The organism is Akkermansia biwaensis (assembly GCF_026072915.1).
Classification (GTDB): Bacteria; Verrucomicrobiota; Verrucomicrobiia; order Verrucomicrobiales; family Akkermansiaceae; genus Akkermansia; species Akkermansia biwaensis.
Window position 1 is genome coordinate 3038313 of record NZ_AP025943.1, and the last position, 25290, is coordinate 3063602.

At 58.0% G+C, this 25290-nt stretch carries 26 protein-coding genes and 1 tRNA gene; 15 read left to right on the forward strand and 12 right to left on the reverse strand.

The window, feature by feature from the left end; all coding sequences use genetic code 11:
* The first annotated feature begins 1 nt into the window (after position 1).
* The 4 genes from OQH67_RS12475 (at position 2) to OQH67_RS12490 (ending at position 5240) form a co-directional block, all read left to right on the forward strand.
* On the forward strand, positions 2-1525 hold the full coding sequence (locus tag OQH67_RS12475; protein WP_215435120.1) for a hypothetical protein: 1524 nt from the start codon (positions 2-4) through the stop codon (positions 1523-1525).
* A gap of 27 nt (positions 1526-1552) precedes the next feature.
* The gene (locus OQH67_RS12480) at positions 1553-2941 is read left to right on the forward strand and encodes a P-loop NTPase family protein (protein ID WP_215435119.1); all 1389 of its coding nucleotides are present in this window, start codon (positions 1553-1555) and stop codon (positions 2939-2941) included.
* Positions 2942-3039: 98 nt separating this feature from the next.
* The gene (locus OQH67_RS12485; protein ID WP_215435118.1) at positions 3040-4311 is read left to right on the forward strand and encodes an adenylosuccinate synthase; all 1272 of its coding nucleotides are present in this window, start codon (positions 3040-3042) and stop codon (positions 4309-4311) included.
* 323 nt (positions 4312-4634) lie between these two features.
* A complete protein-coding gene (locus tag OQH67_RS12490; RefSeq protein WP_215435117.1) occupies positions 4635-5240 on the forward strand; it encodes a hypothetical protein in 606 nt (201 codons plus the stop codon).
* On the opposite strand, the gene OQH67_RS12495 is transcribed toward OQH67_RS12490, so the two are convergent.
* Positions 5234-5437, reverse strand: coding sequence for a hypothetical protein (locus OQH67_RS12495; protein ID WP_251828167.1), 204 nt, complete (start codon positions 5435-5437; stop codon positions 5234-5236). The two genes, OQH67_RS12490 and OQH67_RS12495, sit on opposite strands and share 7 nt — an antisense overlap.
* 83 nt (positions 5438-5520) lie before the next feature.
* On the opposite strand from OQH67_RS12495, the gene OQH67_RS12500 reads away from it, so the two are divergent.
* From OQH67_RS12500 to OQH67_RS12515, 4 genes are all read left to right on the forward strand, one after another.
* Complete coding sequence (locus OQH67_RS12500) at positions 5521-8892, forward strand: PEP-CTERM sorting domain-containing protein (RefSeq protein ID WP_215435115.1); 3372 nt, start codon at positions 5521-5523, stop codon at positions 8890-8892.
* Between the two features lie 21 nt (positions 8893-8913).
* A complete protein-coding gene (locus OQH67_RS12505) occupies positions 8914-10356 on the forward strand; it encodes a glycosyl hydrolase family 18 protein (RefSeq protein WP_215435114.1) in 1443 nt (480 codons plus the stop codon).
* A gap of 147 nt (positions 10357-10503) precedes the next feature.
* Positions 10504-11421 (forward strand): dihydrodipicolinate synthase family protein, encoded by a 918-nt coding sequence (locus OQH67_RS12510; protein ID WP_215435113.1) that lies wholly within the window; start codon positions 10504-10506, stop codon positions 11419-11421.
* Between the two features lie 13 nt (positions 11422-11434).
* Positions 11435-12616, forward strand: a complete 1182-nt coding sequence (locus OQH67_RS12515; RefSeq protein WP_215435112.1) for an AGE family epimerase/isomerase — start codon at positions 11435-11437, stop codon at positions 12614-12616.
* 324 nt (positions 12617-12940) lie between these two features.
* On the opposite strand, the gene OQH67_RS12520 is transcribed toward OQH67_RS12515, so the two are convergent.
* Both OQH67_RS12520 and OQH67_RS12525 read right to left on the reverse strand, forming a co-directional pair.
* The gene (locus OQH67_RS12520; protein WP_215435111.1) at positions 12941-13543 is read right to left on the reverse strand and encodes an aminotransferase class IV; all 603 of its coding nucleotides are present in this window, start codon (positions 13541-13543) and stop codon (positions 12941-12943) included.
* Positions 13533-14549 (reverse strand): aminodeoxychorismate synthase component I, encoded by a 1017-nt coding sequence (locus tag OQH67_RS12525; RefSeq protein ID WP_215435110.1) that lies wholly within the window; start codon positions 14547-14549, stop codon positions 13533-13535. The genes OQH67_RS12520 and OQH67_RS12525 overlap by 11 nt, the downstream gene beginning before the upstream one ends.
* A gap of 30 nt (positions 14550-14579) precedes the next feature.
* On the opposite strand from OQH67_RS12525, the gene OQH67_RS12530 reads away from it, so the two are divergent.
* On the forward strand, positions 14580-15173 hold the full coding sequence (locus tag OQH67_RS12530) for an anthranilate synthase component II (protein WP_215435109.1): 594 nt from the start codon (positions 14580-14582) through the stop codon (positions 15171-15173).
* 136 nt (positions 15174-15309) lie between these two features.
* Positions 15310-16446, forward strand: a complete 1137-nt coding sequence (locus OQH67_RS12535; RefSeq protein WP_251828168.1) for an NADH:flavin oxidoreductase — start codon at positions 15310-15312, stop codon at positions 16444-16446.
* A gap of 96 nt (positions 16447-16542) precedes the next feature.
* On the opposite strand, the gene OQH67_RS12540 is transcribed toward OQH67_RS12535, so the two are convergent.
* From OQH67_RS12540 to OQH67_RS12555, 4 genes are all read right to left on the reverse strand, one after another.
* Complete coding sequence (locus OQH67_RS12540) at positions 16543-16788, reverse strand: hypothetical protein (protein ID WP_215458874.1); 246 nt, start codon at positions 16786-16788, stop codon at positions 16543-16545.
* Positions 16789-16825: 37 nt separating this feature from the next.
* Positions 16826-17491 (reverse strand): hypothetical protein, encoded by a 666-nt coding sequence (locus tag OQH67_RS12545; RefSeq protein ID WP_215435107.1) that lies wholly within the window; start codon positions 17489-17491, stop codon positions 16826-16828.
* A 121-nt stretch (positions 17492-17612) separates the two neighbouring features.
* Complete coding sequence (locus OQH67_RS12550; RefSeq protein WP_215435106.1) at positions 17613-18350, reverse strand: YwaF family protein; 738 nt, start codon at positions 18348-18350, stop codon at positions 17613-17615.
* Positions 18351-18365: 15 nt separating this feature from the next.
* On the reverse strand, positions 18366-18866 hold the full coding sequence (locus tag OQH67_RS12555; RefSeq protein ID WP_251828174.1) for a pyridoxamine 5'-phosphate oxidase family protein: 501 nt from the start codon (positions 18864-18866) through the stop codon (positions 18366-18368).
* Positions 18867-18998: 132 nt separating this feature from the next.
* On the opposite strand from OQH67_RS12555, the gene OQH67_RS12560 reads away from it, so the two are divergent.
* Together OQH67_RS12560 and OQH67_RS12565 are read left to right on the forward strand one after the other, a co-directional pair.
* A complete protein-coding gene (locus tag OQH67_RS12560) occupies positions 18999-19460 on the forward strand; it encodes a hypothetical protein (protein WP_215435104.1) in 462 nt (153 codons plus the stop codon).
* Positions 19414-19839: a hypothetical protein gene (locus tag OQH67_RS12565; protein WP_215435103.1), complete on the forward strand. Its 426-nt coding sequence runs from the start codon at positions 19414-19416 to the stop codon at positions 19837-19839. Before OQH67_RS12560 ends, OQH67_RS12565 begins: the two co-directional genes overlap by 47 nt.
* Before the next feature lie 47 nt (positions 19840-19886).
* Here OQH67_RS12565 and ybaK read toward each other — a convergent pair whose 3' ends face one another.
* Positions 19887-20390, reverse strand: a complete 504-nt coding sequence (gene ybaK / locus OQH67_RS12570) for a Cys-tRNA(Pro) deacylase (protein WP_215435102.1) — start codon at positions 20388-20390, stop codon at positions 19887-19889.
* A gap of 130 nt (positions 20391-20520) precedes the next feature.
* Positions 20521-21639: a lipid-A-disaccharide synthase gene (gene lpxB / locus OQH67_RS12575; RefSeq protein ID WP_215435101.1), complete on the reverse strand. Its 1119-nt coding sequence runs from the start codon at positions 21637-21639 to the stop codon at positions 20521-20523.
* Positions 21640-21772: 133 nt separating this feature from the next.
* Between lpxB and OQH67_RS12580 the strand changes: the two genes are divergently transcribed.
* Positions 21773-22423 carry a DedA family protein gene (locus OQH67_RS12580; protein ID WP_067573190.1) on the forward strand — a complete coding sequence of 217 codons (651 nt, stop codon included), beginning with the start codon at positions 21773-21775 and terminating at the stop codon, positions 22421-22423.
* Between the two features lie 10 nt (positions 22424-22433).
* Entirely contained in the window at positions 22434-22910 is a 477-nt protein-coding gene (locus tag OQH67_RS12585) for a C-GCAxxG-C-C family protein (protein ID WP_215435100.1), read from the forward strand.
* 60 nt (positions 22911-22970) lie between these two features.
* Here the strand turns inward: OQH67_RS12585 and OQH67_RS12590 are convergent, their stop codons facing one another.
* The 3 genes from OQH67_RS12590 to OQH67_RS12600 all read right to left on the reverse strand — a co-directional run bounded on the left by OQH67_RS12590 (position 22971) and on the right by OQH67_RS12600 (position 24792).
* Complete coding sequence (locus OQH67_RS12590; RefSeq protein ID WP_130082608.1) at positions 22971-23318, reverse strand: encapsulin nanocompartment ferritin-likeEncB family encapsulin nanocompartment ferritin-like cargo protein cargo protein; 348 nt, start codon at positions 23316-23318, stop codon at positions 22971-22973.
* Positions 23319-23757: 439 nt separating this feature from the next.
* On the reverse strand, positions 23758-24105 hold the full coding sequence (locus OQH67_RS12595) for a ferritin family protein (RefSeq protein WP_215435099.1): 348 nt from the start codon (positions 24103-24105) through the stop codon (positions 23758-23760).
* Between the two features lie 186 nt (positions 24106-24291).
* Positions 24292-24792, reverse strand: a complete 501-nt coding sequence (locus tag OQH67_RS12600) for a thioredoxin family protein (protein WP_215435098.1) — start codon at positions 24790-24792, stop codon at positions 24292-24294.
* 173 nt (positions 24793-24965) lie between these two features.
* Between OQH67_RS12600 and OQH67_RS12605 the strand changes: the two genes are divergently transcribed.
* Positions 24966-25040 (forward strand) — tRNA-Val (locus OQH67_RS12605).
* Positions 25041-25290 lie beyond the last annotated feature (250 nt).

Consider the following 25290-nt stretch of genomic DNA (forward strand, 5'->3'; position numbering starts at 1 on the left):
CATGCCATCCCTTCCCGAGGACACGGTCGCCTGCTCATGCCCGGCATGCGGCAATCTTTTTGCCGTCAAGACTTCCTTCCTGGGCCAACAGGTAAAATGCCCCATTTGCGGCAATCCCGTTACGGCCGCGCAAGACGATGAGAAACGGGACAAAGAAGAAGAATGCCTCCCCTGCCGCTGTAACATATGCAGCAATCCGTTCGCCGTCAAGCTCTCCTGTCTGGGTTGCCAGGTCAGGTGCCCCGTCTGCAATTCCATCGTTACAGCCACCTGGGACGTAAAACGGCCGGAAACCGTATCAGAAGCAACGCGAGAGACAGGGACAACGCCATCCGGACCGGAAAAGGAAGAAGAAAAACGTAGCCGTCCCCCGGTTTCCGAATATCTTCCTTCACCTCAAAAGAAGGTGGATATACGGGACCTTCCCCGGTTCGCCGAGACCCCGCACGCTCCGGAACGGAACACCACGAAGATCCGCAAGCGGAGGGAACGGAAGGAGGAGGCCCCGGCCATCGCCACGGCGGGAACCTCCGCCCTGGCGGAAGAATTGCCCGAATACAATCTCCCTTCCGGCGGAACTGCCGGGGAGGAACGCAAAACCACCTGGCCTGCGTGGCTGTTTGTCTCCGGGCTGGTTCTCGCCGTCCTGGGCGTATTCATGTTCCTCCGCGGCAATGACCTGGAGGCGGAAGGCGGCAAGATCCTGGACATCTCGGAAAAATTCGTGGATCACGAGGCCGATTTCTCCACGGAAGCGGATGACGCCATGATGCAGGCCCTGAGAGAGAAGGCGGAACAATACCAGACGGCTTTCCTGCACCGCAGGGAGGAGGACCGGGAAGCGGAATCCGTAGCCAGACACATCACCGCCGCCATGAATGAACTGGCCCTGTACTGCATGGCTGGGTCCGACGAGGAACGGTTGAACTACGTCATCTCCCCCGCCGCCACGCGGCCGAAGATGGCGCACTGGGCCAAATACGCCCATTACAAGGATTACCTGCCCCATGAACCGGGAAAGAGCTCCAAGAACGGCGACCTGCTCCAGATTCCCGTGCTGATGGACGACAATACGATGCGAGCGGCCGTATTCCTGTATGACCACGACTCCAAAAAATGGCAGCTGGACTGGGAGGCGTGGGAAGGCTATTCCCCCCTTTTTCCGGCCGAATTGAAGAAAAAGCGCCCTTCTTCCCCCGTTCCGGTGAGGGTAACCATCAGCATGTCCAGCCATTATGCGGCTCCGTTCCTGGAGGAATCCGCCCCGGAAAGCTACCGCCACACCGCCTACATTGCCTTTACACTGGAATTCCCTAACGGGGAACGCCTGAACGCCTATGTGGACAGATATTCCCCGCTGGCGCTGGAACTGACCAAATTGCTTTACAACGGCGCCGTGCGTGCCTGCGTCTCCATTCATTATCCGGCAGACCTCCCCGGCAGCCAATCCGTCATCATAGACAGGCTGGAGTTTCCCGGCTGGATGAGCGAGACCACCCGGAAGCTTCTTCCCAAAAACAACTGACCATATTAACCGGATTACCTGTTTTTCATGAGTTCCAAGGCATTAGCGCAGACACAGGACAAGGCCCTCCAGCTCAATCTGGCGACCTCCATTTACGGGACCTTTGCGGAAATCGGCGCCGGGCAGGAAACGGCCAACTGGTTTTTCCGCGCTTCCGGCGCCGCCGGCACCGTGGCAAAAACCATCTCCGCCTATGACATGACCGTCAGCGACACGCTGTACGGCCCCGTCAAGCGCTACGTTTCCGAGGAACGCCTGAAGGGAATGCTGGACTATGAATTCTCCCAGCTCATCAACCGCCTGGGTCCCAAGCGCGGGAAGGACACCCGTTTCTTTGCCTTCTGCAATACGGTAAAGGTGAAAGGCTACCGGGACAACGGCCCGTGGAACGGCTGGATAGGCGTACGCTTCCAGCTGAAACCGGAAGCCGAGCCCTCAGACCTGATCATCCACGTACGCCTGAATGATCCGGACCACGACAGCCAGATGAAGGACCTGGGCATTCTGGGCGTCAACATCCTGCACGCCGTCTTTTTCAAGAGGGACCGGCTGGAGGAATTCATTGAAGCTCTGGTGGACAACCTGGACCCCCGGCTGGTGGAAATAGACGTGGTCCGCTTTGAAGGCCACGGCTTCTCCATGGTGGACAACCGCCTCTTTGCCCTGCAACTGGTGAAATCCGGCCTGACTCCGGCCACCCTGTTCCTGGCCAGCGGCCAGGTGGCTCAGGCGGCGGACGTGCTGTACAAGCGCCCCATCGTACTGATGAGGGGCAGTTTCAACCCCGTCTGCAACCTGCATCTGGAAGTCATGTCCCAGGTGAAAAAATGCTTCCTCACCCACATCAATGAAACGCAGGCGGACCGGTGCATGGAAATATGCGAGATTTCCATGAACAACCTGCTGCGCGGCGGAGACATAGACCATCTGGAATTCCTGGACCGCGCGGACAGCCTGAAGGCGCTGGGCAAAAACGTTCTGATCACCAAGATGCCGCGTTTCGACAACCTTTCGGAACTGCTCGCCCGCTACACGAAGGAACCCATCGCCATCGCCCTTTCCATCGGCCTGCTCAACGAACTGTTCAAGGAAAAATGGACGGAAGACATTCCCGGCGGCATTCTGGAATCCTTCGGCCGCACCTTCCAGAACAAGACGCGCCTGTACGTCTCCCCCTGGCTCAACCGCAAATCAGGGGAATTCGTCACGGCCAGAACCTTCCGCGCCCCGGAACAGTACGTGCACCTTTACCAGCACTTCCTGGCCAACGAACTGGTGGTGGACGTCCCCTTCTTCAACGAATACCTGCTGCGCCACACGCCGCGGGACATCCAGCGCATGATCGCCGCGGACGAGGACATCTGGAAAACCCTGGTCCCGGCGGAGGCGCACCGCTCCGCCCTGCACTTCCGCTGACGCCCGCGCGGCTGAACTCCTTTAATCAGGAAAACTTAACAAGATTGTCTTGCCATGCGGCAGGAAAATCATTAAGGTCTCCGAGTTCCATTTTTATCATGAATACCATTATTATCGGCTCCCAATGGGGCGACGAAGGCAAAGGCAAAATGATTGATTTCTTAACGGAATCGGCCGACGTGGTAGCCCGCGGCCAGGGCGGCAACAACGCCGGCCATACCGTTATCGCCAACGGGAAGAAGTACATTCTGCACCTTGTCCCCTCCGGCATCCTGTGGCCGGGCAAGCTCTGCGTCATCGGTAATGGCGTCGTGCTGGACCCCGTCGGCCTGGTGGAGGAAATCAACGAACTCCGCGGCCAGGGCGTTTCCATCACCAGTGAAAATCTTCTCATCTCCGACCGCGCCCACGTGGTCCTCCCCTTCCACAAGGAAATGGATGCCGCTCAGGAATCCGCTCTCGGCAAGAAAGCTATCGGCACCACCAAGCGCGGCATCGGCCCGACGTACGCGGACAAGGCCCGCCGCATCGGCGTGCGCATGGCGGACATGCGGGACCCCACCATTTTTGACGAAGTATTGCGCCGCCGCATCAGGATGGCGAACGCGGAAATGGAACGCATGGGCCTGCCCGCCATGGACGAGGAAAAAATGGTGAAGGAAGTCAGCGCCGCCGCGGACGTGCTGCGCCCCCACATCACCAACACCATCCCGGTCATGAACGAGGCCATCGCCGCCGGAAAGAGCATCCTCTTTGAAGGCGCCCAGGGAGCTTACCTGGACGTGGACTTCGGCACCTATCCGTTCGTCACCTCCTCCAACACTTCCTCCGCCGGGGCCTGCACCGGCACCGGAGTCCCCCCCCACAAGATCGACCGCATCATCGGTGTCTGCAAGGCCTACACCACCCGCGTGGGAGCCGGCCCCTTCGTCACGGAAGATGAAGACATCTCCAACCACCTGCACAGCATGGGCCGCGAATTCGGCGCCACGACCGGACGCCCCCGCCGCTGCGGCTGGGCGGACGGCGTTCTGCTCCACTTCTCCGCCATGTTCAACGGCTTTGACGAAATGGCCATGACCAACCTGGACGGCTACGACAAGTGCCCGGAAATCAAAATCTGCACGGGCTATGACCTGGACGGGGAAATCCTGGCCTATCCGCCCGCTACGGTGGACGAATGGGAACGCTGCAAGCCCGTCTATGAAACCATGCCGGGCTGGCTTCAGGACATTTCCTCCTGCCGCTCCTGGGAAGAGATTCCGGAAAACGCCAAAAAGTTCGTCAAACGCATGAGCGAACTCATCGGCTGCCCCGTCACCACCGTAGGCGTGGGCCCCGACCGCGAGCAGACAATCGCCGTCAAATAACCCTATCCGGGAAAAATATCCCTTTTCGTACCTTCAGGACTGTTCCGCTCTCATTAATGCGGAACAGTCCTTTTATTTTCAAACCTTTTCAGAGCGCACCGGATTTATAATCCGGAAGTCAACGAAAAAATCTGGAGAAAAGTTGATTAGGGATAATAATATCTATAAGGATGACAGGAATAACAGGGAGCGGCAAAATTCCCCTGTCATTCCTATGATCCTTATGTTCTCTGCCAAAGGCATCTTTGCATGGCGGCGTTGTTTTATCACGGATTATAAATCCGAATATCTTTTTGTTCAGATTTTAACAATCTTAATTAAGAATGAAAAAATCCTTATTTATTGCAGCCGCCCTGCTTTATTCCGGGCTGGGCGTACAGGCCGCCACTCTTAAATATTATTACGATTTCAACAAGCTCAACGGCAGCCTGTCTTCCCTGAACGACAATAATCTGGCGGGAGAAACGGCAGGAACCGCCGCGTTCAGCGGCGGCGGCTGGATCAATTATGCGGACGGCTATGAAGGAAAAGGCTACGACAGCCGCTCGAACGGCGGCCAGCTCACGCTGGGATCCGCCGACAACGGCCTGGGCCTGAATACAGAGGACGGATTCAGCCTTTCCATTGCCGTCAAGGATTTCTCTCCCGGCCAGTCCCAATCCACCGCTCTTTGGAAAGGGCTGCTGACCTTCACTTCCGGAAGCGGGCAAACCATGTATCTTCAAAAGGACTCCGGAGACACTTCCAGCGCCGGAGAATGGGCCGCCTATTGCGGCGGAAATGTGGGCAACTGGAAAAACCTCACCATCTCCAAGGATTCCTTCTCCAATCTCGTCATCACCTTCCAGGCTGGAGAACTGAACATTTATCTGGATGGCCAGCGTAGAATCAGCGCTTCCGGCGTCAATTTCACGGGGGATGTTCAATAGCTGAAACTGGCTTCCGCGGCCGATACCACCACGGATGACCTCCAGTTGTATTCCGGCGTCTTGAACCACGATGAAATCGCGGCCCTGGCCGCCAATCCGGCCCTCCCCGTGCCGGAACCCGCAACGGCCGCCTTAGGCATGCTGGGATTGGCTGTCCTGAGCTGCCGCCGCCACAGAGCCTGAAGCCGGCTCCACATGACAATTATTTTTTGACGGGAAAACAGGCGTGCCTTGTTTTCCCGCTTTTTTCATCTGACAATATCCTCATTACAAATTTTCCATGAAAATTACCTCCCTTCTTTATCTCACTTCTGTCGGAATCTTTGCCGGCAGCCTTCAGCTTCCCCTTGCCCGTGCCGCCGACTTAACATGGAACGGCGGCAACTCCTCCTGGACGGACTCCGGGGCATGGCTACTGGACGGTAGCTCCGCAGACTGGATCAACGGCAGCTCCGCCCTGTTCCAGACCGGCTCCACACTTATCGTAGGCAGCGGCATCAGTGCCGCCGGACTTCTTTACGAGGGAGCAGCCGTCACGCTGAACGGAGGTTCCCTGACTCTGGCTGGAAACGCTTCCGGCAGCAACGGAGGTTCCGCCACCCTCTCCGGAACGGCGCTGACCCTGAATTCCGCCAATCAGGAAGACAGGTGGACTGTCCGGGATACCAGCCTGAGCGGTTCCTCCACGCTCACCAAAACGGGAAACGGAACGGTTACCTTATCCGGAACGCATACGGCGAACGGAACCTGGAACATCAATGCAGGAACCCTTGTATTTACAGGTACACGGGATATTACGGGGGGGGGCCAGATCAACATTGCCTCCGGCGCGGTGCTGGATGCCAGCGGAGGACGCCTGTTCCATGCCGCCAACTACGCCTCCAACTGGGAGCAGCCAACCATTACCTTGAACGGCGGCACGCTCAAACTGAACCAGTTCGGGTACAATTCCGCTTCACTGGGATGTTTGCAGAATAATTTTTACGCTCTTAAATTCTCCTCCGGCACCACCAGCCGCGTCATTATTTCCCAGGGGTATGAGTCCGGAGGCACGGGCAGCCGGGGCATTTATATTGCCGGCTGGGGCACCACCGCCGTAATTGAACTGGGAGCCAACCAGACATTTACCTGGAGTTCCTCCAACGGGCAGAATTTTGATTCCATCGTCTGCGAATCCGGCGCGGGAAGCGCCCTGCAATTGGACGTCGGGGAAAATTCCGTGTTCAATTTCGACCAGAAGTTCGCCAACAAGAACACGGCCAACGAATACGGGGCCCCGACCACCTCCAATTTTTCCGGGTTGAGCCTGATTAAATCCGGCAGCGGGGAACTGGTTATCAAACGGGCCAATACGATTTCCTCCGGCCGCGTGGTACGGGTGGATGCAGGCAAACTGACGCTTGACGTGGACAACGCCTTCGGCACGGGCTCCGGCCTGGGCGGCGTGAACATCGCCTCCGGAGCCCTGCTTTCCATGAACGGGCACACGCTGAACAATACCATTGAGGTAGTTTCCGGAGCCACGCTGGACATGGGGGGCAGTTCCTACGCCAGCCTGGTCAACTGGCATGAAGGGGGCATTCTCCTGAATACGGAGAACAACAAGGGCACGCTCAACATCATGACCCGCACGGAGCTGGAATTGGGAGCCAAGTCCTGGGCCGGGAGCGTGGTCACGGACACGGATACCGTCTTTACGCTGACCACGAACCAGAATCTGGGCGCACTGGGAGCCGCCGTCAACTGCTGGATAGGAGGCAGGGGAAACAACAACACCCTTCAAAGCATTTCCTTCACGGGAGGCCATGACATCAACATTGACAACTACGGAGCCAAATGGGCCGTCATCCTTTCGGAAAACGTCACCTTCCAGGACACAGGAGACCTGACTTTTTCCAACAATGCGGCGGACATGACCGATACGGACGCCCTTTACGGAGCCGGCGCCATTGCGGCCAATGACACGGTTACGTTCAGCGGTACGGGAGCCCTCACGTTCAGCGGCAACAGCGTCCGGGGAGATTCCGCCGCATCCGGAGGGGCCATTTACGCTTCCGGAGGAGCTCTGTTCACCAATACGGGCGCCATCAGCTTTGCGGGCAATACCGCCATGGCGCACGGAGGCGCCATCCATGCGGGAGGCACCACGGGCAGCCTGGCATTTTCCAACATTGCGGAAGACATTTCCTTCTCCGGCAATACGGCGGGAGAAAACGGAGGCGCCATCAACAACGATTTTGAGACCGTGGAATGGTCCGGCGTCGGCAACGTTTCCTTCACTTCCAACAACGCGGAGACGGGCGCCGGAGGCGCGATCTGGACCGGCATGGACATGACGGTGGACACGGCCGCCTCCTTCACCGTGACGGACAACCGGGCCGGGGACGGAGGCGGCGGCATCTACGCGGCCGGCAGCATTTCCTTCTCCGGCGTGGACAATATTATCTTCTCCGGTAACCATGCCTCCACTTACGGAGGGGCCATTTCCGCCTATAACGACATCACCGTTTCCGATTCCGGAAAGGTCACCTTTTCCGGCAATACCGCCGGCTATGACGGGGGAGCCCTGGATGCCTACAACGTCACCATTGCCGGAAACACGGATACGGTCCTGTTTGAGAACAACAGCGCGGACGGCGACGGCGGAGCCGTCAACCTGCAAAACGGCGGCGCCCTCACCCTGGTGGCTGACCATGCGGACATTATTTTCCGCGGCAATACCGCGCAGGGAGGAAGCGTGCGCAACGCCATTCATTTTAATGACGGAGCTACGGCCTCCCTCAACGCCGGGGCCGGGCACAGGATTCTTTTTGAAGACGGCCTCAGTTCCCTGGAAGATGCCGTTGTGGAAGTCCACGTCAATGAAGAGGCGGGGGCCGAAGGCGATGTTTCCATGTCCGGAGCGGAGAGCCAGTCCGCCATCAAGGCCAATACCACGGTATACGGAGGCACATTTTCCGTCAGCAACGGGGCTTCCTACGGCTACCGGTCCTCCGACTGGAGCGCGGAAGATACGCGCACTTCCTTCACGGTCAGCGGTGGAACGCTGCACATAGGCGAACAATCCGCCTTGAACGCGGCGGATGTGAGTTTTGCGGACGGCACGCGTTTTTCCGTCACGGGAACCGGCAGTCTGAACGCGGACACGCTGACCCTGGGCAACGACGTTTCCATCATCGGAACGGGGACGGGCAGCTTTTCCATCACCGCCGCCGCCATTGACATGTCCAGCGGCATCACGATCGACCTTTCACAGGGTGTCCAGGTAGGCCTGGTCCTGCATGCGGATACGCTGACGCTGGGCGGCAGCCTGGCCCTTGACGACAGTGCCGTGGATTACACCTCCAGTCCGTGGCAGGCCGACCGGTCCTGGCTGGTCATGGATGCGGACGGCGTCACGCGGACGGACGGTGAATTTTCGGGAGCTCTTTCCGGCCTTTCCAGTTCCTCCACGGTCACGACAGGCGACCTGGGGCTGGAAGGCTATGACCCCTCTCTGGAACTGGGACGCTGGGAACTGCGCTGGGATGAAAACCACGCCCTGCACCTGGACTGGATTTCCTCCGGGCTCAGCGTCCCGGAACCCTCAACTTCCGTCTTGCTTCTTGTGGCGGCCGGCGGCATGCTTGCCAGAAGAAGGCGTTTCCATTAAAAACATTTACTTCCTTCAACCATGAACAGCATCATCAAACCGACATTGTGCGCCCTGGCCCTGGGCGTTTGCGGCGCGTCCCCTCTTTGTGCGGCGTCAGCCACGGCCTCCTGTGAGCAGACACACTCCGTCCTGTATGCGGGGGGCGTCAACCAGGCCATCATGAAAATCAAAGTGACCGCCCCAGAAACCAGCCAGATATTGAAAGGCATGACCTTTTCCATGGCGGGAACCACCTCCGTTGCCGACATTGCCAAGGCGCAGATATTCGCGTCCGCAGCCACTCCGTACTTTTCCCCGAATTCGGACCAGGCCAACCGCCGCGCCATCCCCATCCTCAACACCATTTCCAAGGGCGCGAAAACCCTCCAGTTTGAGGGGGGCTATCCCCTCTCCCCCGGAGACAACTATTTCTGGCTGTGCGTGGACCTTATCCCCAGGGCGCGCGGCCTGAACAAGGTGGACGCCGCCTGCACAGGAATCGCCCTGCTGGAGGACTCCAACATCGCCATTTCCAATCCCTCTCCGGAAGGCTGCGCCCAGGTTTACCCCTATCAGTTCCGGGTGGTTCCCTACTATCGCCACACCAACCTGATGCAGTGGAACCGCGACCAGTTGAACGCCCAGCATTTCAAATCCTTCACGGACCTTATTTACTTCAACGTGGGCTGTGATACCGACGGGAACCTGACCGGACAGAACAACGAACAGTTCCTGAACGGACTGGACAAGCTCAAGAACCTGCGCGGCAATGCGGGCAGCAAGATCATTCTGGGCGTGGCCCACTGCGACGCGGGCATGACGGCCATCACGGCCGATCCGGAAAAACGGGTCAAATTCGCCCGTCAACTGGTTTCCTTTGCGGAGGAAAAGGGTTTCGACGGCATCGACATCGACTGGGAGTACCCCGACAACGACACCCAATGGTATCATTTTTCCCTGTTCCTGGGGGAAGTCCGTTCCGCCATGGGCGCCAACGGCATGTCCCTGAGTTCCGCCATCAATCCGTACTACCTGGCGCCCACCTCGGAAATGATGGACCTGCTGGACTTCGTCAACGTCATGAGCTATGACCGTGGCGGCCAGCATTCCACCTATCCGGATATGGTGACGGACGTGAACACCATGCGGAATAAAAACGTGCCGGACTGCAAAATCGTGATGGGGCTGCCGTTTTACACGAATGAAACGCGCTCCAACCGCAACTGGGACGCCCAGAAAGGCTATTCCACCGTCATCCAGCTCTATCCCAACATAGCTCCCGGAACGGATACCTGCACCATTGACGGCCAGGAACACTACTTCAACGGCATCACCACGATCAAGAAAAAATGCCAGTACGTAAAAACCCAGAAGCTGGGCGGCGTGATGATCTGGTGTTATGACGGCGATCTGCTGCTGACGCACGCCAAATCCCTGGCAAAGGCCATGTTCGGCGTCATCAAGCAACAGGCTGTCCGCTAACCGTTAAAGGCATGTTTTTTTCAAACGGGCGTTTCCTTCCGGGGAACGTCCGTTTTTTCATGTGGTCTTTTTTGTGGTCTGTAAACTCCGCGATTGTCATCATAAACATGCTCTGGCATCATCCGCCTGAACCATTTTCATACTACAATGAACACGTCACTGAAACTCCACGGCCTGGTAGCCGCCGCACATACACCGTTCAAGGCGGACGGTTCTCTGAATGCCTCCAGGGTAGACGCCCAGGCCAAACTGCTTGCCTCCCAGGGCATCAAGCTCGCTTTCATTACCGGCAGCACCGGTGAGTCTTCCTCCATGCAACTTGAGGAACGCAAGGAAATTTACTCCGCATGGAAGGAAGCCTCCGCCAGGCATGGCGTTCAGGTGATCGCCCATACCGGGTCCAACAGCGTCTGGGATGCCAGGGAATTGGCCGCTTTCGCCCAGGAATGCGGATTTGTAGCCACCAGTTCCCTGGCCCCATCCTATTACAAGCCCGCCACGGTCCAGCGCCTGGTGGAATGTTGCGCCTTTGCCGCTTCCGGCGCTCCGGATCTGCCTTATTACTACTATGATATTCCCGTGCTGACGGGCGTACGCTTCAATCCGGTTGATTTCATCAAGCTGGCCAAGGAGCAGATTCCCAATTTTGCGGGCATCAAATTCACCAATCCGGACCTGGCCCTGTACCAGACCACCCTGAATTACGACAAAAACGTGGATATTCCGTGGGGCGTGGACGAATGGTTCACGGGGGCTCTGTCCGTCGGCGCCAAGGGCGCGGTAGGCAGTTCCTTCAATTTTGCCCCGGCCCTGTACCAGAGCCTGATCAAGGCCTTTGAAGAGGGAGACGTGGAAACGGCGAAGGATTGCCAGTGGAAGTCCGTGCAGATGATCAACATCCTGGCCTCCAAGGGCTACATGGGATGCGCCAAGGCCCTGATGGGCTGGCTGGGCGTGGACCTGGGCCCGGCGCGGCTGCCGCAGGGCAACCCGACCGCGGACCAGCTCAAGGAACTCCGCTCCGAGCTGGAAGCCATCGGCTTCTTCCAGTGGGCCATGAACTGAACCGCCTTTTCCTATGGCTGCAACGCTTGACATGCCCGTACTGGGCGCATTCTACCGCCGCCAGCTTCTGGAAGACGTGCTTCCCTTCTGGTTCCCCCGCGCCTGCGACGAGAAGAACGGCGGCCTCTACCACTGCTTTGACGCGGACGGCGCCCTGGTAGACACGGACAAGTCCGTCTGGGCTCAGGGCCGCATGGCCTGGATGCTGTTGACCATGTACAACAGCGTGGAGAAAAATCCGGACTGGCTCAAGTGGGCGGAAAGCGCCCTGACCTTCCTGACCGCCAAATGCGTGGACCCTTCCGACGGCCGCATGTACTTCCATGTGGCGGCGGACGGCACTCCCATCCGCAAGCGCCGCTATGCGTACAGCGAATCCTTTGCCGCCATCGCCTTTGCGGCCCATGCGAAAGCCGTGGACAGCGAGGAATCCGCCAAAGCGGCCCGCCACTGGTTCGACATTTTCACGGACATGTGCTTCACGCCCGGCAAAATGGTGCCCAAGTTCACCGGGAACCGCCCCACAACCGGGCTGGGAACGCGCATGATTACGCTGGCCACCGCCCAGGAAATGCGCAAATACCTGGGCGACGAGGAAGGATTCTACACCGGGTGGATCGACCGCTGCATCCGCGACCTGCGCACCCTGTTCATGAAGCCGGACATCCAGGCCGTGATGGAAGTGGTGGGAACGGACGGCTCCATCATTGACCACTTCGACGAACGCACATTGAACCCCGGCCATACCATCGAGGGTGGCTGGTTCGTTCTGGAGGAAGCCCGCTGCCGCGGCAATGACCCGGAATTGATCAAGGTGGGCTGCGACATGATCGACTGGGCCTTCGAACGCGGCTGGGACCAGGAAAACGGCGGCCTGCTCTACTATACGGACGTGTACGGCAAGCCCGTTCAGGAATACTGGCACAACATGAAGTTCTGGTGGCCTCACGACGAGGCGCTCATCGCCATGACCCTCGCCTACAAGCTTACCGGGGAGGAACGTTACGCCATCCGGCACAACATGGTGCACAACTGGGCTTTCTCCCATTTCCAGGACGTGCAGCACGGCGACTGGTTCGGCTACCTGAACAAGGACGGCTCCAGGGCGAACACCCTCAAGGGCAGTCTCTGGAAGTCCTTCTTCCACCATCCCCGCGCCATGTGGTGCTGCGCCCATTACTGCGGCGCCATTTAACGGCAAAATAAAAGCAATCCCTGTTCAAACGGCTGTCCTGTTATTCCGGGGCAGCCGTTTTTTATCCGGAGAACGCCGTCTTTCCGCAATTTTCACGCTGCTGGACGTCTTCTTCATCCGGCACGTCTTCCTATCCTTTCATGGCATAACAGGCATAGGCGTCCCAACCTTGGAAGCCGTGTGACAAGCGCCGGAAATTTTCCTGTCAGGTCCTCCATATCCCAGTACTTCACGGCTTCCATCACGATGGCTTTCACACGGGACGGCTCCACGCCGTCCGTCTTCCGGCCGGAAACGGCGCTTTTCCACAATAACAAGGATCGCTCAGGGAAGAAGAATGTCTTCCGTACGCACCACCACATCGCCGGGGTCCAGCATGGCGTTGACCAGGGAACAGAAGCGGAACTTTTTCACGTCCTCCGCTTTCAGGGGGCGGCATTCCATCCTTCCCCGTTCCAGCAGGAACGCCCGCTTGGTGCCCGGCAGCAGGAAGGTCTCCGGAGCCACCCAGCGGCAGCCGTCCCCGAATACGACGTTGCTGTAGCGGGTATCCGTCACCAGCCCGTTCCGGAGAATGAGGGCTTCCTCATCCCCGCCCAATCCCGCGCCCACGGCCTCCAGGGCCGTCCTGTCCTCCCACTTGCAGGAGTAATCCAGGTGCGGAACTTCCACGCACACCAGTTTTTTCACCCTGCGGGGGCGGTAGGGTGCAAATACGGGGGCTTTCACCCGTCCCTGCGTGTCGTAGGTAATGTGGCATTTATAGATGCCGCTGCCGGGGCCCGGACAGAAAGCCAGCACGGCCGCCAGATCCGGCACGGGCGCATCCGCCGCGCCGTACAGCTCCATCGCCTTCCCCACCCTTTCCTGATGCCAGGGGAGCAGGCGGGGCGCGCCATCCGCCCACTTCACGGTTTCAAAGATCAAACGGCACATAGACTTTGGCAATTGCTTCCCGGTATTCCTCTTCCATCCGACTCATCACGGTGATTCCCCCTCCGCTTTTATAGACAAGGTTCGCCCCGTCCTCCTCCATGAAGCGGATAGCTACGGCGGAGTCCAGGTCCCTTCCGTTGAAAAAGCCGAATATCCCCGTATAAAATCCGCGCTCCATGTCTTCCGCCTCCGCAATGGCGCGGCAGGTGGCTTCCTTCGGCGCGCCCGTCACGCTTCCGGCGGGGAGCAATGCCATCATGATCTCCCCCAGGCGGGAAGGCCAGTTTTCAGGCAAGGCGCCGCAAATCTCGGAGCTGCATTGCAGAATCGTCCCTCCGCGCGTTTCCACGGGGCTGATGTAGCGGTAGCGCTTCACCCGCACCCGGGAGGCCACCATGGAGAGGTCGTTCCGCATCAAGTCCACAATGGTGGCGGATTCCCGGTTTTCCTTTTCATCTTCCTCCAGCCAGCGCCGGGCTTCCGGAGTGGCGGCATCAGCCGTTCCCTTCATGGGAAACGTGGCGATTTCCCGCCCCCGCACCCTCACGAACGGTTCCGGGGAAAAGCAGGCGCAGGCGCGGCCATGCACTCCGGAAACGGAGGCATCCGGTCCCAGCAGCATCCTGTACGGGGCCCGCGCGAAGCGGAACAGGTGGGGAAGCGTCAAATTAGTCTTTACCGGAGTGGCCACGCACAGGTTGAGCAGATAAGAATCCCCGCGCAGCAGATGGGCGCGCACGGAAGAGAAGGCGGCGGCATACCGGGACAGGGGACAGGGAACAGGATCAAAACGGATTTGCTCCGGGAGAGGGGGACAGTCCCGCAATCCGCCGCGTTCCCCCAGCGGCAGGGAAAAGGCCGCGGAGCGCCCCTGCCCCCCATCTTTCCTTTCAAAGAGCAGGTTGTGCTCCAAATCATGGGAAATCACGAAGAAAAACGGAGCGCCGGCCCGGCCCAGGCCATTCATGCGGCGGATGGTTTCTTCCCGTGTGTACATTGGCGGGATTTACTTTATCATGTGCGCGCCATGAGTCAACCGAACGTCTGGATCATCGATCACCGGGATTCCTTTACCTGGAACCTCGCGGAACTGGCCGCGGCCACGGGCATGGCCGTTCCGCGCGTGGTCCCCCATGATTCTCCCGGCCTGGAACACGCGGTGCGGAAGGGGGAAAAGGTCATCCTCTCCCCCGGTCCGGGCGTGGTGCACGATTCCTGCCACCGGGCTACCTTCCGCCTGCTGCGCCGCCTGCCGCCGGATATTCCGGTGCTGGGGGTCTGCCTGGGGCATCAAATCCTGGGCGTCCATTTCGGAGCCGCTCTGGAACAACTCCCAAGCCCGCTCCACGGTGCGCGGGCGCAGATACGCCGCTGCGGCCCGTCTCCCCTTTTTGCCGGGCTCCCGGAGGAGTTCCCCGCGGGCCTGTATCATTCCTGGCGCCTGTCACGGGAATCCTGGCCGGATGAGCTGATTGTCACGGCGGAGGACGGCCGGGGCCATATCCAGGCCATCCGGCACCGGACCCGCCCCCTATACGGCATCCAGTTTCACCCGGAATCCATCCTGACTCCGTCCGGCAGCCTCATGATGCGCAATTTCCTGGCGCTTTCTCAGGAATAAAGGAGGGGCGGCAGCGTACGCGGGAATTTCCCCATGCCCGGAACGGGGATGAACAGGAGCGCGCCGGGAGTTGTCTCATTCCTGTACATGTCCGGCGCACTCCGCAGTCCGGCCCATCCATTACAGCCTCCATTTCATGAATACACAGGATGAACTCAAGATCAGGGACATGGAAATCCTGTTCCAGCCCTTCCATTCACGCAAGCTTGACACCCCCACGCGCATCGTCCTGCCGGCCATGACCCGGGGATTTTCCCCCGGCGGCGCGCCCACGGACGAGGTGGCCGCCTACTACCAGCGCCGGGCCAAACATGAAGTGGGCCTCATCATCACGGAAGGCACGTTTATTGACGAGCCGAGCGCCTCCCCTTCCTCCAACTATCCCAATTTTTTCGGCGGCGCGCCGCTCCGGGGCTGGAAAAAAGTGCTGGAAGCCGTCCACACGACGGATTGCAAGATAGCCCCCCAGCTCTGGCACGTGGGCATGGCGCGGCCGTTCAAGGGAGAGAACCTTCCCAACCCGGAACTTCCGCCCATCGGGCCTTCCGGCATTGACGTGAATACGCTCCGGCAGACGACGGACCCCATGAGCGCCGCCAAGATAGAAGAGGTGATCGACGCGTTTGCCCGTGCGGCCGCGGACGCCAAAAGGCTGGGATTCGACGGGGTGGAGATTCACGGGGCCCACGGCTACCTGATCGACCAGTTTTTCTGGAAGGAAACCAACAGGAGAACGGACGAGTACGGGGGAGACCTGGTGGGGCGCACCCGCTTTGCCAGCCGCATCATTCATGCCGTCCGCAAGGCGGTAGGCAGCCAGTTCCCCATTATTTTCCGCTTTTCCCAGTGGAAAACCGGGCATTACGACGCCAAGCTGGCGCGTACGCCCGTGGAACTGGAAGATTTCCTGACGCCCCTGACGGAAGCGGGCGTGGATATTTTCGACTGCTCCACGCGCCGGTTCTGGGAACCGGAGTTCGAAGGCTCCCGCCTGAATCTGGCGGGCTGGACCAAGAAGCTTACGGGCAAGCCGGCCATTTCCGTCGGCTCCGTGGGGCTTAACCGGGAATTCACGAATGTTTTCGACGGAGGCCCGGAGGCGGAAACGGCCAGCATCGAGCCCCTTGTGGAACGGATGCAGGCAGGCGAGTTCGACCTCATCGCCGTGGGGCGCGCCCTGCTGGCGGATGCGGAGTGGGCGCAGAAAATCCACCATTCACGGGAAAAGGAAATCCGCCAGTTCACGAAGGAGGCCCTCCAGTCCCTGAGCTGAAAAACGGGTTCCTGCGGAAAAAGCACACGGGAGACAGTCCGCTTCAGGAATGTTCCCGGTCATTTCATGGGACCGTGCCGCCGGAGGCAACGGACATTACGGGGACGGATACAGGCGCTTCACGCGCCCGTTCCATTGCAGGCCATAGACGGCTCCTTTTCTGAAGATGTAGTCGCCGAGAAACCGTTCGGACGACTCGTCACTGCTGTCAAGAGCGGTGGATCCCCGTGCCGCCTCCCGTTTCCGCCGAATGTCATAGACGGCCCATGTGGAGGATTTCCTCGTTTTCATGCAGATAAACAATTCATGATCATTCAGCCATTTGATGCTTGAGAGTCCCATGTCTTCATAAGACCCCAATTCCGTGAGCGTTCCGTCCTCAAGAGAAACAAGGCCCAGGAAATCGCTGACCAGAATGGGGGTCCTCCCCGGAGATTCCGCGGTAGTAAAACACCGGGATTTTTCCCTTGCGGGCGTCCAGACTGCATTTACGGATATGCAGTTTTCTGAAATGATGATTTATTTTCAGGGAGGGAGCACTGGCGTCCTGTGATTTTTCCAGCAGGAAGACGTCTCCCCCGTCTCCGAAGAAGAAGGTATGATATTCACGCGGAACGGTGCGGGAGTAGTCAAAGTACCCGGTAGTTTTTTTATATTCACTGAAGGGCCGCATCATGTTCCCGCTGTCGTCACGGCGTTCCAAATCCAGGATTTCACGGACGTTTCCGAGCAAGGGAAGCTCTTTCATTTCCTCAAATACCAGACGCGTTCCGTCCTTGGGAAACACTTCAAACGGACGGTCCCCATTCAGAACGCAAGCCGTGCCCTCCGGAGAGCGCAGTACCCGGATGCGGAACAGGGAGGCTTCCTCCTTCACCCTGGAGCCGGGGGATGCATATACGGTGCAGCGCCGCCACGGAACGACCTCCCCTTTTTCCGGGGATGCCGCCTTTTCACGCGCCGGGGCGTCATCTGAGGACCGTGTCTCCGTGTCCGGCACCAACCACAGGAACGGAATCAGGGCAGTTGCGGGGAAAATTTTCATGGTTCATTCATTATTTAATGATTACAAATATAGGGAGAGGATTTTGAAAGACATGGACCGGAACCTCTCCACTCTTCATCCCTGATTAACACGCGCATCCCACAGCGCAAGGAAATTCACCCTATTGCCCAGGGAGTTTTTCAACGGACGCCGTTTCTTCTTCCCTCTTCTTTTTCCGGGGGCGCACGGTCAGATACAGCAGCCTCAGCACGACCAGGGCCGGGATTTGGAGCGTCAGCAGATACCAGGGCGCGGGACCGAAGTATTCCAGAACGCTTCCCTCCGGGGCGTACCGGGTAAATCCGTAATTCGTTCCCAGCCAGATATTGACGGGAATAATCAGGAGAAGGTAGGCGTCGCACAGGAGCAGGGTTTTCACGTCGTCCCACGGGCGGGCGCGCCATTCCAGCACCAGCGGCAGATACAGGGCGGAAATAAACAGAAGGCCGTGCCCTATGAAGAAAGCGAAGAAGGCGGCGGAAGGAAAACCTTCATACAGCATGGGGGTGATCAGCCCCTGGATGCTGGCCGTCAGCACGCCGAAGTACGCCGCGGCGCATGCCCAGGGCCTGCGGTACCACAGGGCAATGAAGCACACCAGCGTCATCAGGCTGCAAAAATGCAGGGGAAGCCTGTCCTGCCAGGGCTCCCAGTGTTCCCGGACGATGCGCCCGAACGTTTCCGCCAGGAAAGTCAGCAGAAAGACGGCCCCCAGCACCTTGCCCACCAGTATCCGCTTTTCCATCCGGAGACGGCGGCCGCCCCACAGCAGGATTGCGGCGGCCAGAGCCACCGCCCCGAGCGCCGCCCAGTGGACCAGGCTCCAGCGGATGAACAAGGGTGAAACGTCGTCATTCATAAATCACCAGGAATATCAACGATCGACGGGACCGGGGGGAACATCCGGCCGCGCACGGAGTTTTCCGCTGACGGATTCCGCTTTCAGGCGCAGGACGCAGACGGTGCGCGCCATGGACGGCGTCAAGGCCGCTTCCCGTCCGGTCTGGTGCAGCATGATGCGGTTCAGGGCATGAATCTTTTCCGCGTCTTTTTCAAGAATTTCCACCATTCCACGCCCCATGACGCTGCAATAGGAATAGCCGTACTGGCAGGGCGTATTCCCCTCCACCAGCAGATGATTCCCGTCCATTTCAAAAGCGGCTTTCGGGTTATTCCGCAGAATGTCCAGCTTCCGTCCCTCCCTGGCGCAGTGGAAAAACAGGTGCAGGGCTCCGTCCCGTTCCTCATACCCGAAATTCAGGGGGACGACATACACTTCCTCCCCGTCCCACAGGCCAAGGCGGCACACCTTGCACTGCGAGATCATGGCCAGCAGGTCTTCCCTCCGGCGGACTTCCCTGTCTTTTCTTCTCATCACCTGACAGTATTCATTGATTTTTCCGCACGGAAAGAGAAGCATTCCAGCGCAGGGAACGACGACGGGAAACGGAAGGAAAGCCCCCCATTCATCGGGGGCCGGCATGTATGGAAAAGGAGATGGCCGCTCATGGAACCGGAAGGACTGGCTCCGGCAGGAATACAAAAAAACAGTCTGCCGGGAAAGCTTTTTACCGGGGAAAGCGGGCTTTTCCGGAATGGCGGAAATGACGCAGGGCGGGCCGCTCTCCGCCAAAATGTCCAGCATGGCAGCATGATCCGTACGCATCAGCAGTCAACCGCCGGGGATAAAAAATCTGGAAACCAAACGTTAAAAATGTTAGAAGATAACTTAATGCATGATGCAGATAAGGATATCCATTTAAGAATTTTTCATCCGCAGAAATACGAAGCGAATCGGGATGCCAAAGAGAGTAAAGAATACCTTGCTAAAAATCAGCATATGGCTCCTTCCCGGAGCCATGCTTATCCTGTTTTTTGTTTTTTCTCCGGATCTGCACGGAAAAGAGCCATGGGCCGTTGGCATGCACAATCAGCACGGAATACCCGTGGAAGGCATCATTTCCGTTGAAAGGGACAATACGCTGCTGCAGAAATTCCTGAACCCGGTCGGATGTTTTTATCATGGCAAGTATGTCGTCAGAACGGCCCTTGTCAGAGGGAAAGGAAATTTAAAGGGGATCAGAAACGGCGATCAAATAGTGGTGTTTGCCCATAGAAGCATCCTGCCCCTGATGCTGAACGTCAAGGGAACAGACATCCTGCTGGATGCCGAAGGCTTGTCTTCCGCTCCCGAAAGTACGACTCTCCTTCCGGATGACTGGTGCATCATTTTTACCTGTGAAGCCAGAGACGGGAAAATCAGCCTCATAGCGGTTGGATACGCGTGGTCCGGGGAAGGAATCCGGCAGTGCCAATCCATGAAGCTCCTGAAGGACAAGGCCGATTAACAGGGAAGCTTTTTACCGGGAATACCCGCATTTCCTGAACAGGACCCTCACGGGAGGCCGCCCGGTTCCGCTACATCCGCAAAGGAAGCATCCGCCGCCTGGAGCAAATCCGCGGGGGCAAGTTCGATCTGGCATCCCAGGCGCCCCCCGCTCACCACGATTTCCGGCAGGGCTTCCGCGCCGGAGTCAATCACGGTGGGATATTTTTTCTTCATGCCCAGGGCCGTACAGCCGCCGCGGACATAACCCGTCACCGCGGTAATATCCTTCACCGGAATCATGGACAGGGATTTGACTCCCACGGCCCGGGCGGCCTTTTTCAGGGAGAGTTCCGAATCAATGGGAATGACGAATACGTAGTATTGGCGGGGAGCCCCCTCCGTCACCAGAGTCTTGTACATCCTTTCCGGCGGCAGTCCCAGGGCCGCCGCCGTGTGCCGGGCGTCCACAAATTCCGTACATTCATACGCATAATGCCTGTACGGAACATGAAGCGCGTCCAGCAGCCGCATGGCATTGGTTTTGACATCCCTTTCCTTTTTCCCGGCCATAAGAGCTAAAAAACGTGCCGTGATTTTAGAGAAAATACACGGTTTTGGCAAGGGTCCGCGGGGAAATGCCACTCTGCGGCAGTCTCCGCCACGGCACAGGCAGGACCGGATGAATGAAGGCTCCTATTCGTTATTCGCTCAGCAGGCGGCAGACGGCCTGCGCCGCATGTTCCGCGGCTCCGCCCTGCCCCAGCCTGTCCGAGGCCCGCTTCATTTCCGCCAGCAGCGCATCCCTGTTTTCCGGAACGAGCAGCCGCTCAATTTCTTCAATGACCTTGTCCGGGGTGAAATCAAACTGAATCAGTTCCTTCACCACGGGCTTTTCCGCCAGAATGTTCACCATGCCGATGAAGCGGATTTTAATGAGCATGCGGGCCATCCAGTACGTGAGCAGCGGGACCTTGTACACGAGCATGTACGGGAGGCGGTGGAGGGCGGCTTCCATCGTGGCGGTGCCGGAGGCCACCACGCCCACCGCGGCGCGGTCCATGAGTTCATGGTAACGCCCTACGGTGATGTTGAAGATATCCGGAGACATTCCGGCCTTCCGCGCCATGCCGCGCATTCTTTCCGCCAGGGCCTCATTGGAGGCGGCGGTCTCAAATTTCAGGTCCGGCCGCGTACGGGAGAGGCGGCGGACAACTTCCGCGAATACGGGGAAATGCCTGTCTATCTCCCGGTTCCGGCTGCCGGGAAAGAGGCCGACCAGGGACGGTTCCCGCACGCCTTCCTTCCGGATGGCGGCGATTTCGTCCACCAGGGGATGCCCCACGAATTCCGATTTCAATCCGGCCTCCCGGAACAGGGGGGCTTCAAAGGGGAAAATGCACATCATCAGGTCCAGCGTGCGAACCATTTTGGGAATGCGTCCGCGGTGCCAGGCCCAGACCTGCGGAGAAATGAAGTAAACGATTTTGGTATGGGGGCAGTATTTGCGGACTTTCTCCGCCATGCGCAGGTTGAATCCCGGATAGTCAATCAGGACCAGGCAATCCGGCTGGTCACGGCGGATCTGCTCCAGCAGCGCCAGGAAGCGCTTCCTGAACCAGCCGTATTTTTTGGCCACCTCCACAAAGCCGATCACCGCCGCTTCATCCGCCCAGTCTTCCACCTCCGGGCACAGCGCATGCATGCCGCCGCCGCCCAGCCCCCGGACCTCCAGTCCGGGCATGAGGCGCAGCAGGTTTTTCAGCAACAAGGCCCCGTGAATATCCCCGCTCTTCTCACCCGCTATAATGTAAAGATTCATAATACTCTGGAACGACGCGCGCCGTACGCCTGCGGATTTTATCCGCTCTCCTCCAGCGAGGCAATAAAAGACTTTTCTTTCAAGGATTTTAATGCAATATACGCGCGGTATGCATGAGTTGATCACACTTTGGATGTCCTGGGTCCAGGACTGGGGATATGCGGGCGTCATCATTCTCATGGCCATGGAAAGCTCCATTTTTCCCGTGCCCAGCGAGGTGGTCATTCCCCCCGCGGCCATTCTTTCCGCCCAGCCGGACGCCCCCATGAGCTTCTGGGGCGTCGTCCTTGCCGGGACCTTCGGCTCCTGGCTGGGGTCCGCCATTACCTACGTGGTGGCCAGAGTTGTAGGCCGCCCGGTCATCATGCGCTGGGGCAAATTCTTTTTCATGCCGCCCCACAAGGTGGAGAAGGCGGAACTTTTCCTGCAGCGTTATGAAGTGTCCGGGGTCTTTTTTGCGCGCCTTCTCCCCGTCATCCGCCACCTGATCTCCATCCCGGCGGGCATCGTCCGCATGGGATTCGGCGTGTTTTCCCTGGTCACCACGCTCGGCGCCTTCGCCTGGTGCGCCGTGCTCGCCTGGTACGGCCACCGGATCGGCGAACGGCATCCGGAACTGCTCAAGTCCCCTGAAGAATTGATCCGCACCGTGAAAAGCGAAAGCCTGCCCCTCATTTTGGCCGTGCTCGTCCTGGCCGTCTGCTACATCATCATGCTGCGGCTGACGGACAAGAAGAAGGCGGAGGAAGGGACGGAAAGCGCTTCTCCGGAAACAGACGAATAAACAGCCGCCCATGACCATTCCCGGGGAATACCGCGCAGCCCGCGCGCTGGACTACTTTCACCAGGGCTACAATTGTTCCCAGTCCGTGTTCACGGCCTTTGCGGATGTCTGCGGACTGTCGGAAGAGACGGCTCTCAGGCTCTCCTCCCCGCTGGGGGCGGGCATCGGCCGCATGCGGGAAGTCTGCGGCGCGTTCTGCGGGTTGAGCATGGTAGCCGGCAGTCTGCACGGCAACACCTCCCCGGATACCGGGGAAAAGGAAAAAATCTTTTCCCTGGTGCAGTCCCTGGCCGCAGACTTCAAGAAAGAATTCGGCACGCTGTACTGCCGGGAACTGCTGGGCCTGACCCCGGAACAACTGGCGGGGGAAACGGCGCGTCCTGGCGACAGGACGGCGGCCTATTACGCATCCCGCCCGTGTGAACGCTGCATCGCTTTTTGCGCGCGCCTGGCGGCGGATCTGGAAGCCGGCACTCCGGCCCATTAAAACGCCCGGCCTTCCTGAGGAAAACCGGGCGTTTCAACCATGAACGAAGAGAAATTCTCGTCAATGGGCGTCCTTGCCGGAGGAGCACTGGCCGCTCTTGCAGGAACCTTTCAGTTTTTCAATTTTTTCATTGGTTTCGCCCATCCCTTCGTCGTAGAAGCCCTGTTCATCCGGGGCCAGTACCTGGAGGAGACGGAGAAATTCGCCGGCGTGTTCCTTTTCTTCATTGGTGATGTCCAAAAGGACTTCCTGCGCCAGTTTGTTGTCCGTGGATTCCGCAAGCTGGGTATAAAGCTGAATAGCTTCATATTCTGCCGCGATCATGAACCGGATGGCGCGCACCAGTTCGTTGTGAGTGAGCATACGGTCTTCCTTCAATCCGCTAAATGCATTTGTAAATTCAGGCATATTGGGTATGACTTAATACGCCACTCTTTCATTCAATATGGTTTTGTCATAATTTTTTCGCGACATTCTTTGAACTTTCTCCACGAAAACTGGTCTAATGAGAGTTTCTTCCCTTTCGGCATTCTTTTGTAAAACATATTTCCAAATTACGGAAGAGCAGACAGGCATTGGTATTCACCCGTGCGTCCCGGTTTCCCGGCCTTTGCATTCACGGGAACTTGACAGGGCGCGGGTAATTCCGCATCTCCGGACCTTTCTCCTATCAGGAGGAATCAAACCGCCGAATTCATTGGACGCCCCGGCAGCCTGCGCCGTCTCATTCCCCTGCACCGTCTTTCATATACGGCAGGCAGTCCAGGCAGAAAACGTTATATTCAAACGCCCGGCCTCCCTGTGGGAAAAACCGGGCGTTGCAACCATAAACGGCGGGGCGTCCCCGTCAATGGGCGTCCTTGCCGGCGGCACACTGGCCGTCTTGGCAGGATCCTTTCCATTTCTCAATTTTTTCATTGGTTTCACCCATCCCTTCATCGTAGGCCCCCTGTTCATCCGGGGCCAGTACCTGGAGGAGACGGAGAAATTCTCCGGCGTGTTCCTTTTCTTCATTGGTGATGTCCAAAAGGACTTCCTGCGCCAGTTTGTTGTCCGTGGATTCCGCAAGCTGGGTATAAAGCTGAATGGATTCATATTCCGCCGCGATCATGAACCGGATGGAGCGCACCAGTTCGTTGTGAGTGAGCATACGGTCTTCCTTCAATCCGCTAAATGCATTTGTAAATTCAGGCATGCAAGTAAGACCGAAGGTAAGGCAGCTTCATTCAATGTGGTTCTGTCATAACTTTTCCGTGACATCCTTTGTTTTTTTGTCACGGGAAAGATTCCGGTAAAAGATTCTTCCCTTTATAACAAACAGCAGGAGCGACGGTATTCTGCCGTCGCTCCTGCCTGAAATGTCTCGGTCAGAATACCAGTTCTATTTGGCCTCTGCGGTTTTGGGGGCGTATTTCTTGAAAAATTCAACGTACTGGACAGGAGTGCGTCCGGGAACATAACCCGTGCGCCCCAGTTCCTTGCCTTCCGCATCCACCACGACCATGGCCGGAACGCCCGTGATCTTGTACGTCTTGGCTTCCTTCGACTTGCTGAAATCCGAACTGCTGAATTCGAATTTGACGCCTATGGCTACGCCATCCATGCCCTGCTTGAATTCCTTCTTGGAAAGGACTTCCTTTTCCAGCTTGACGCAGTAACCGCACCAGGACGTTCCCGTGAAGAGAAGAACGATGGGAAGCCCCGTTTCCTCCGACTGCTTCTGGGCGCTCTTCAGGCTCTTTCCCCAGCGGAATTTCACCTTGGCGGCCTTGGCCGCTTTGGCGGCGGCTTCCTTGTCCGCCGGGACGTCCTGAGCCAGGGAAACCCCGGAAACGCTGAATCCCACCGCGGCGCATAATGCAAAAATTAAATGTCTGTTCATCGCACTTTGGAAATGTTCCTTTCAACTTACCAAAAACAAGCCGCATAGGAAGAAAAATCAGTGTCTTTCCCAAGGCCGGAAGTTTTCCGGCTTTTCCATAAAATGGGCAGGGTTCAAAAAAAGTATTGCTCTTTCCGCCTTAATCGGGTAATAATCCGCCCGCACTTCCAAACGCGCGGTTAGCTCAGTGGTAGAGCAACACCTTGACATGGTGGAGGTCGTAGGTTCAAATCCTATACCGCGTACCACTTCCCCTTAAAATCCTGTCCTTCCCGGACAGGATTTTTTTATGGCGCCGTTTCCGGGAACAGGGCGCACGCAGGGAATGGGCAACAAAACTTAAATGACGTGTTCCGATACGATAAGAAGAACGCTTTTCCACACCGTAATTTTTGGTGCTCAAAAATCTTTTTTCAACTTTTTTTGAACACAAGCACCCACTCAGGACGCTAATGGTAGGAAGGAAAAAGAAGGCCCCAGCCCTTGAAACCTTCCCCT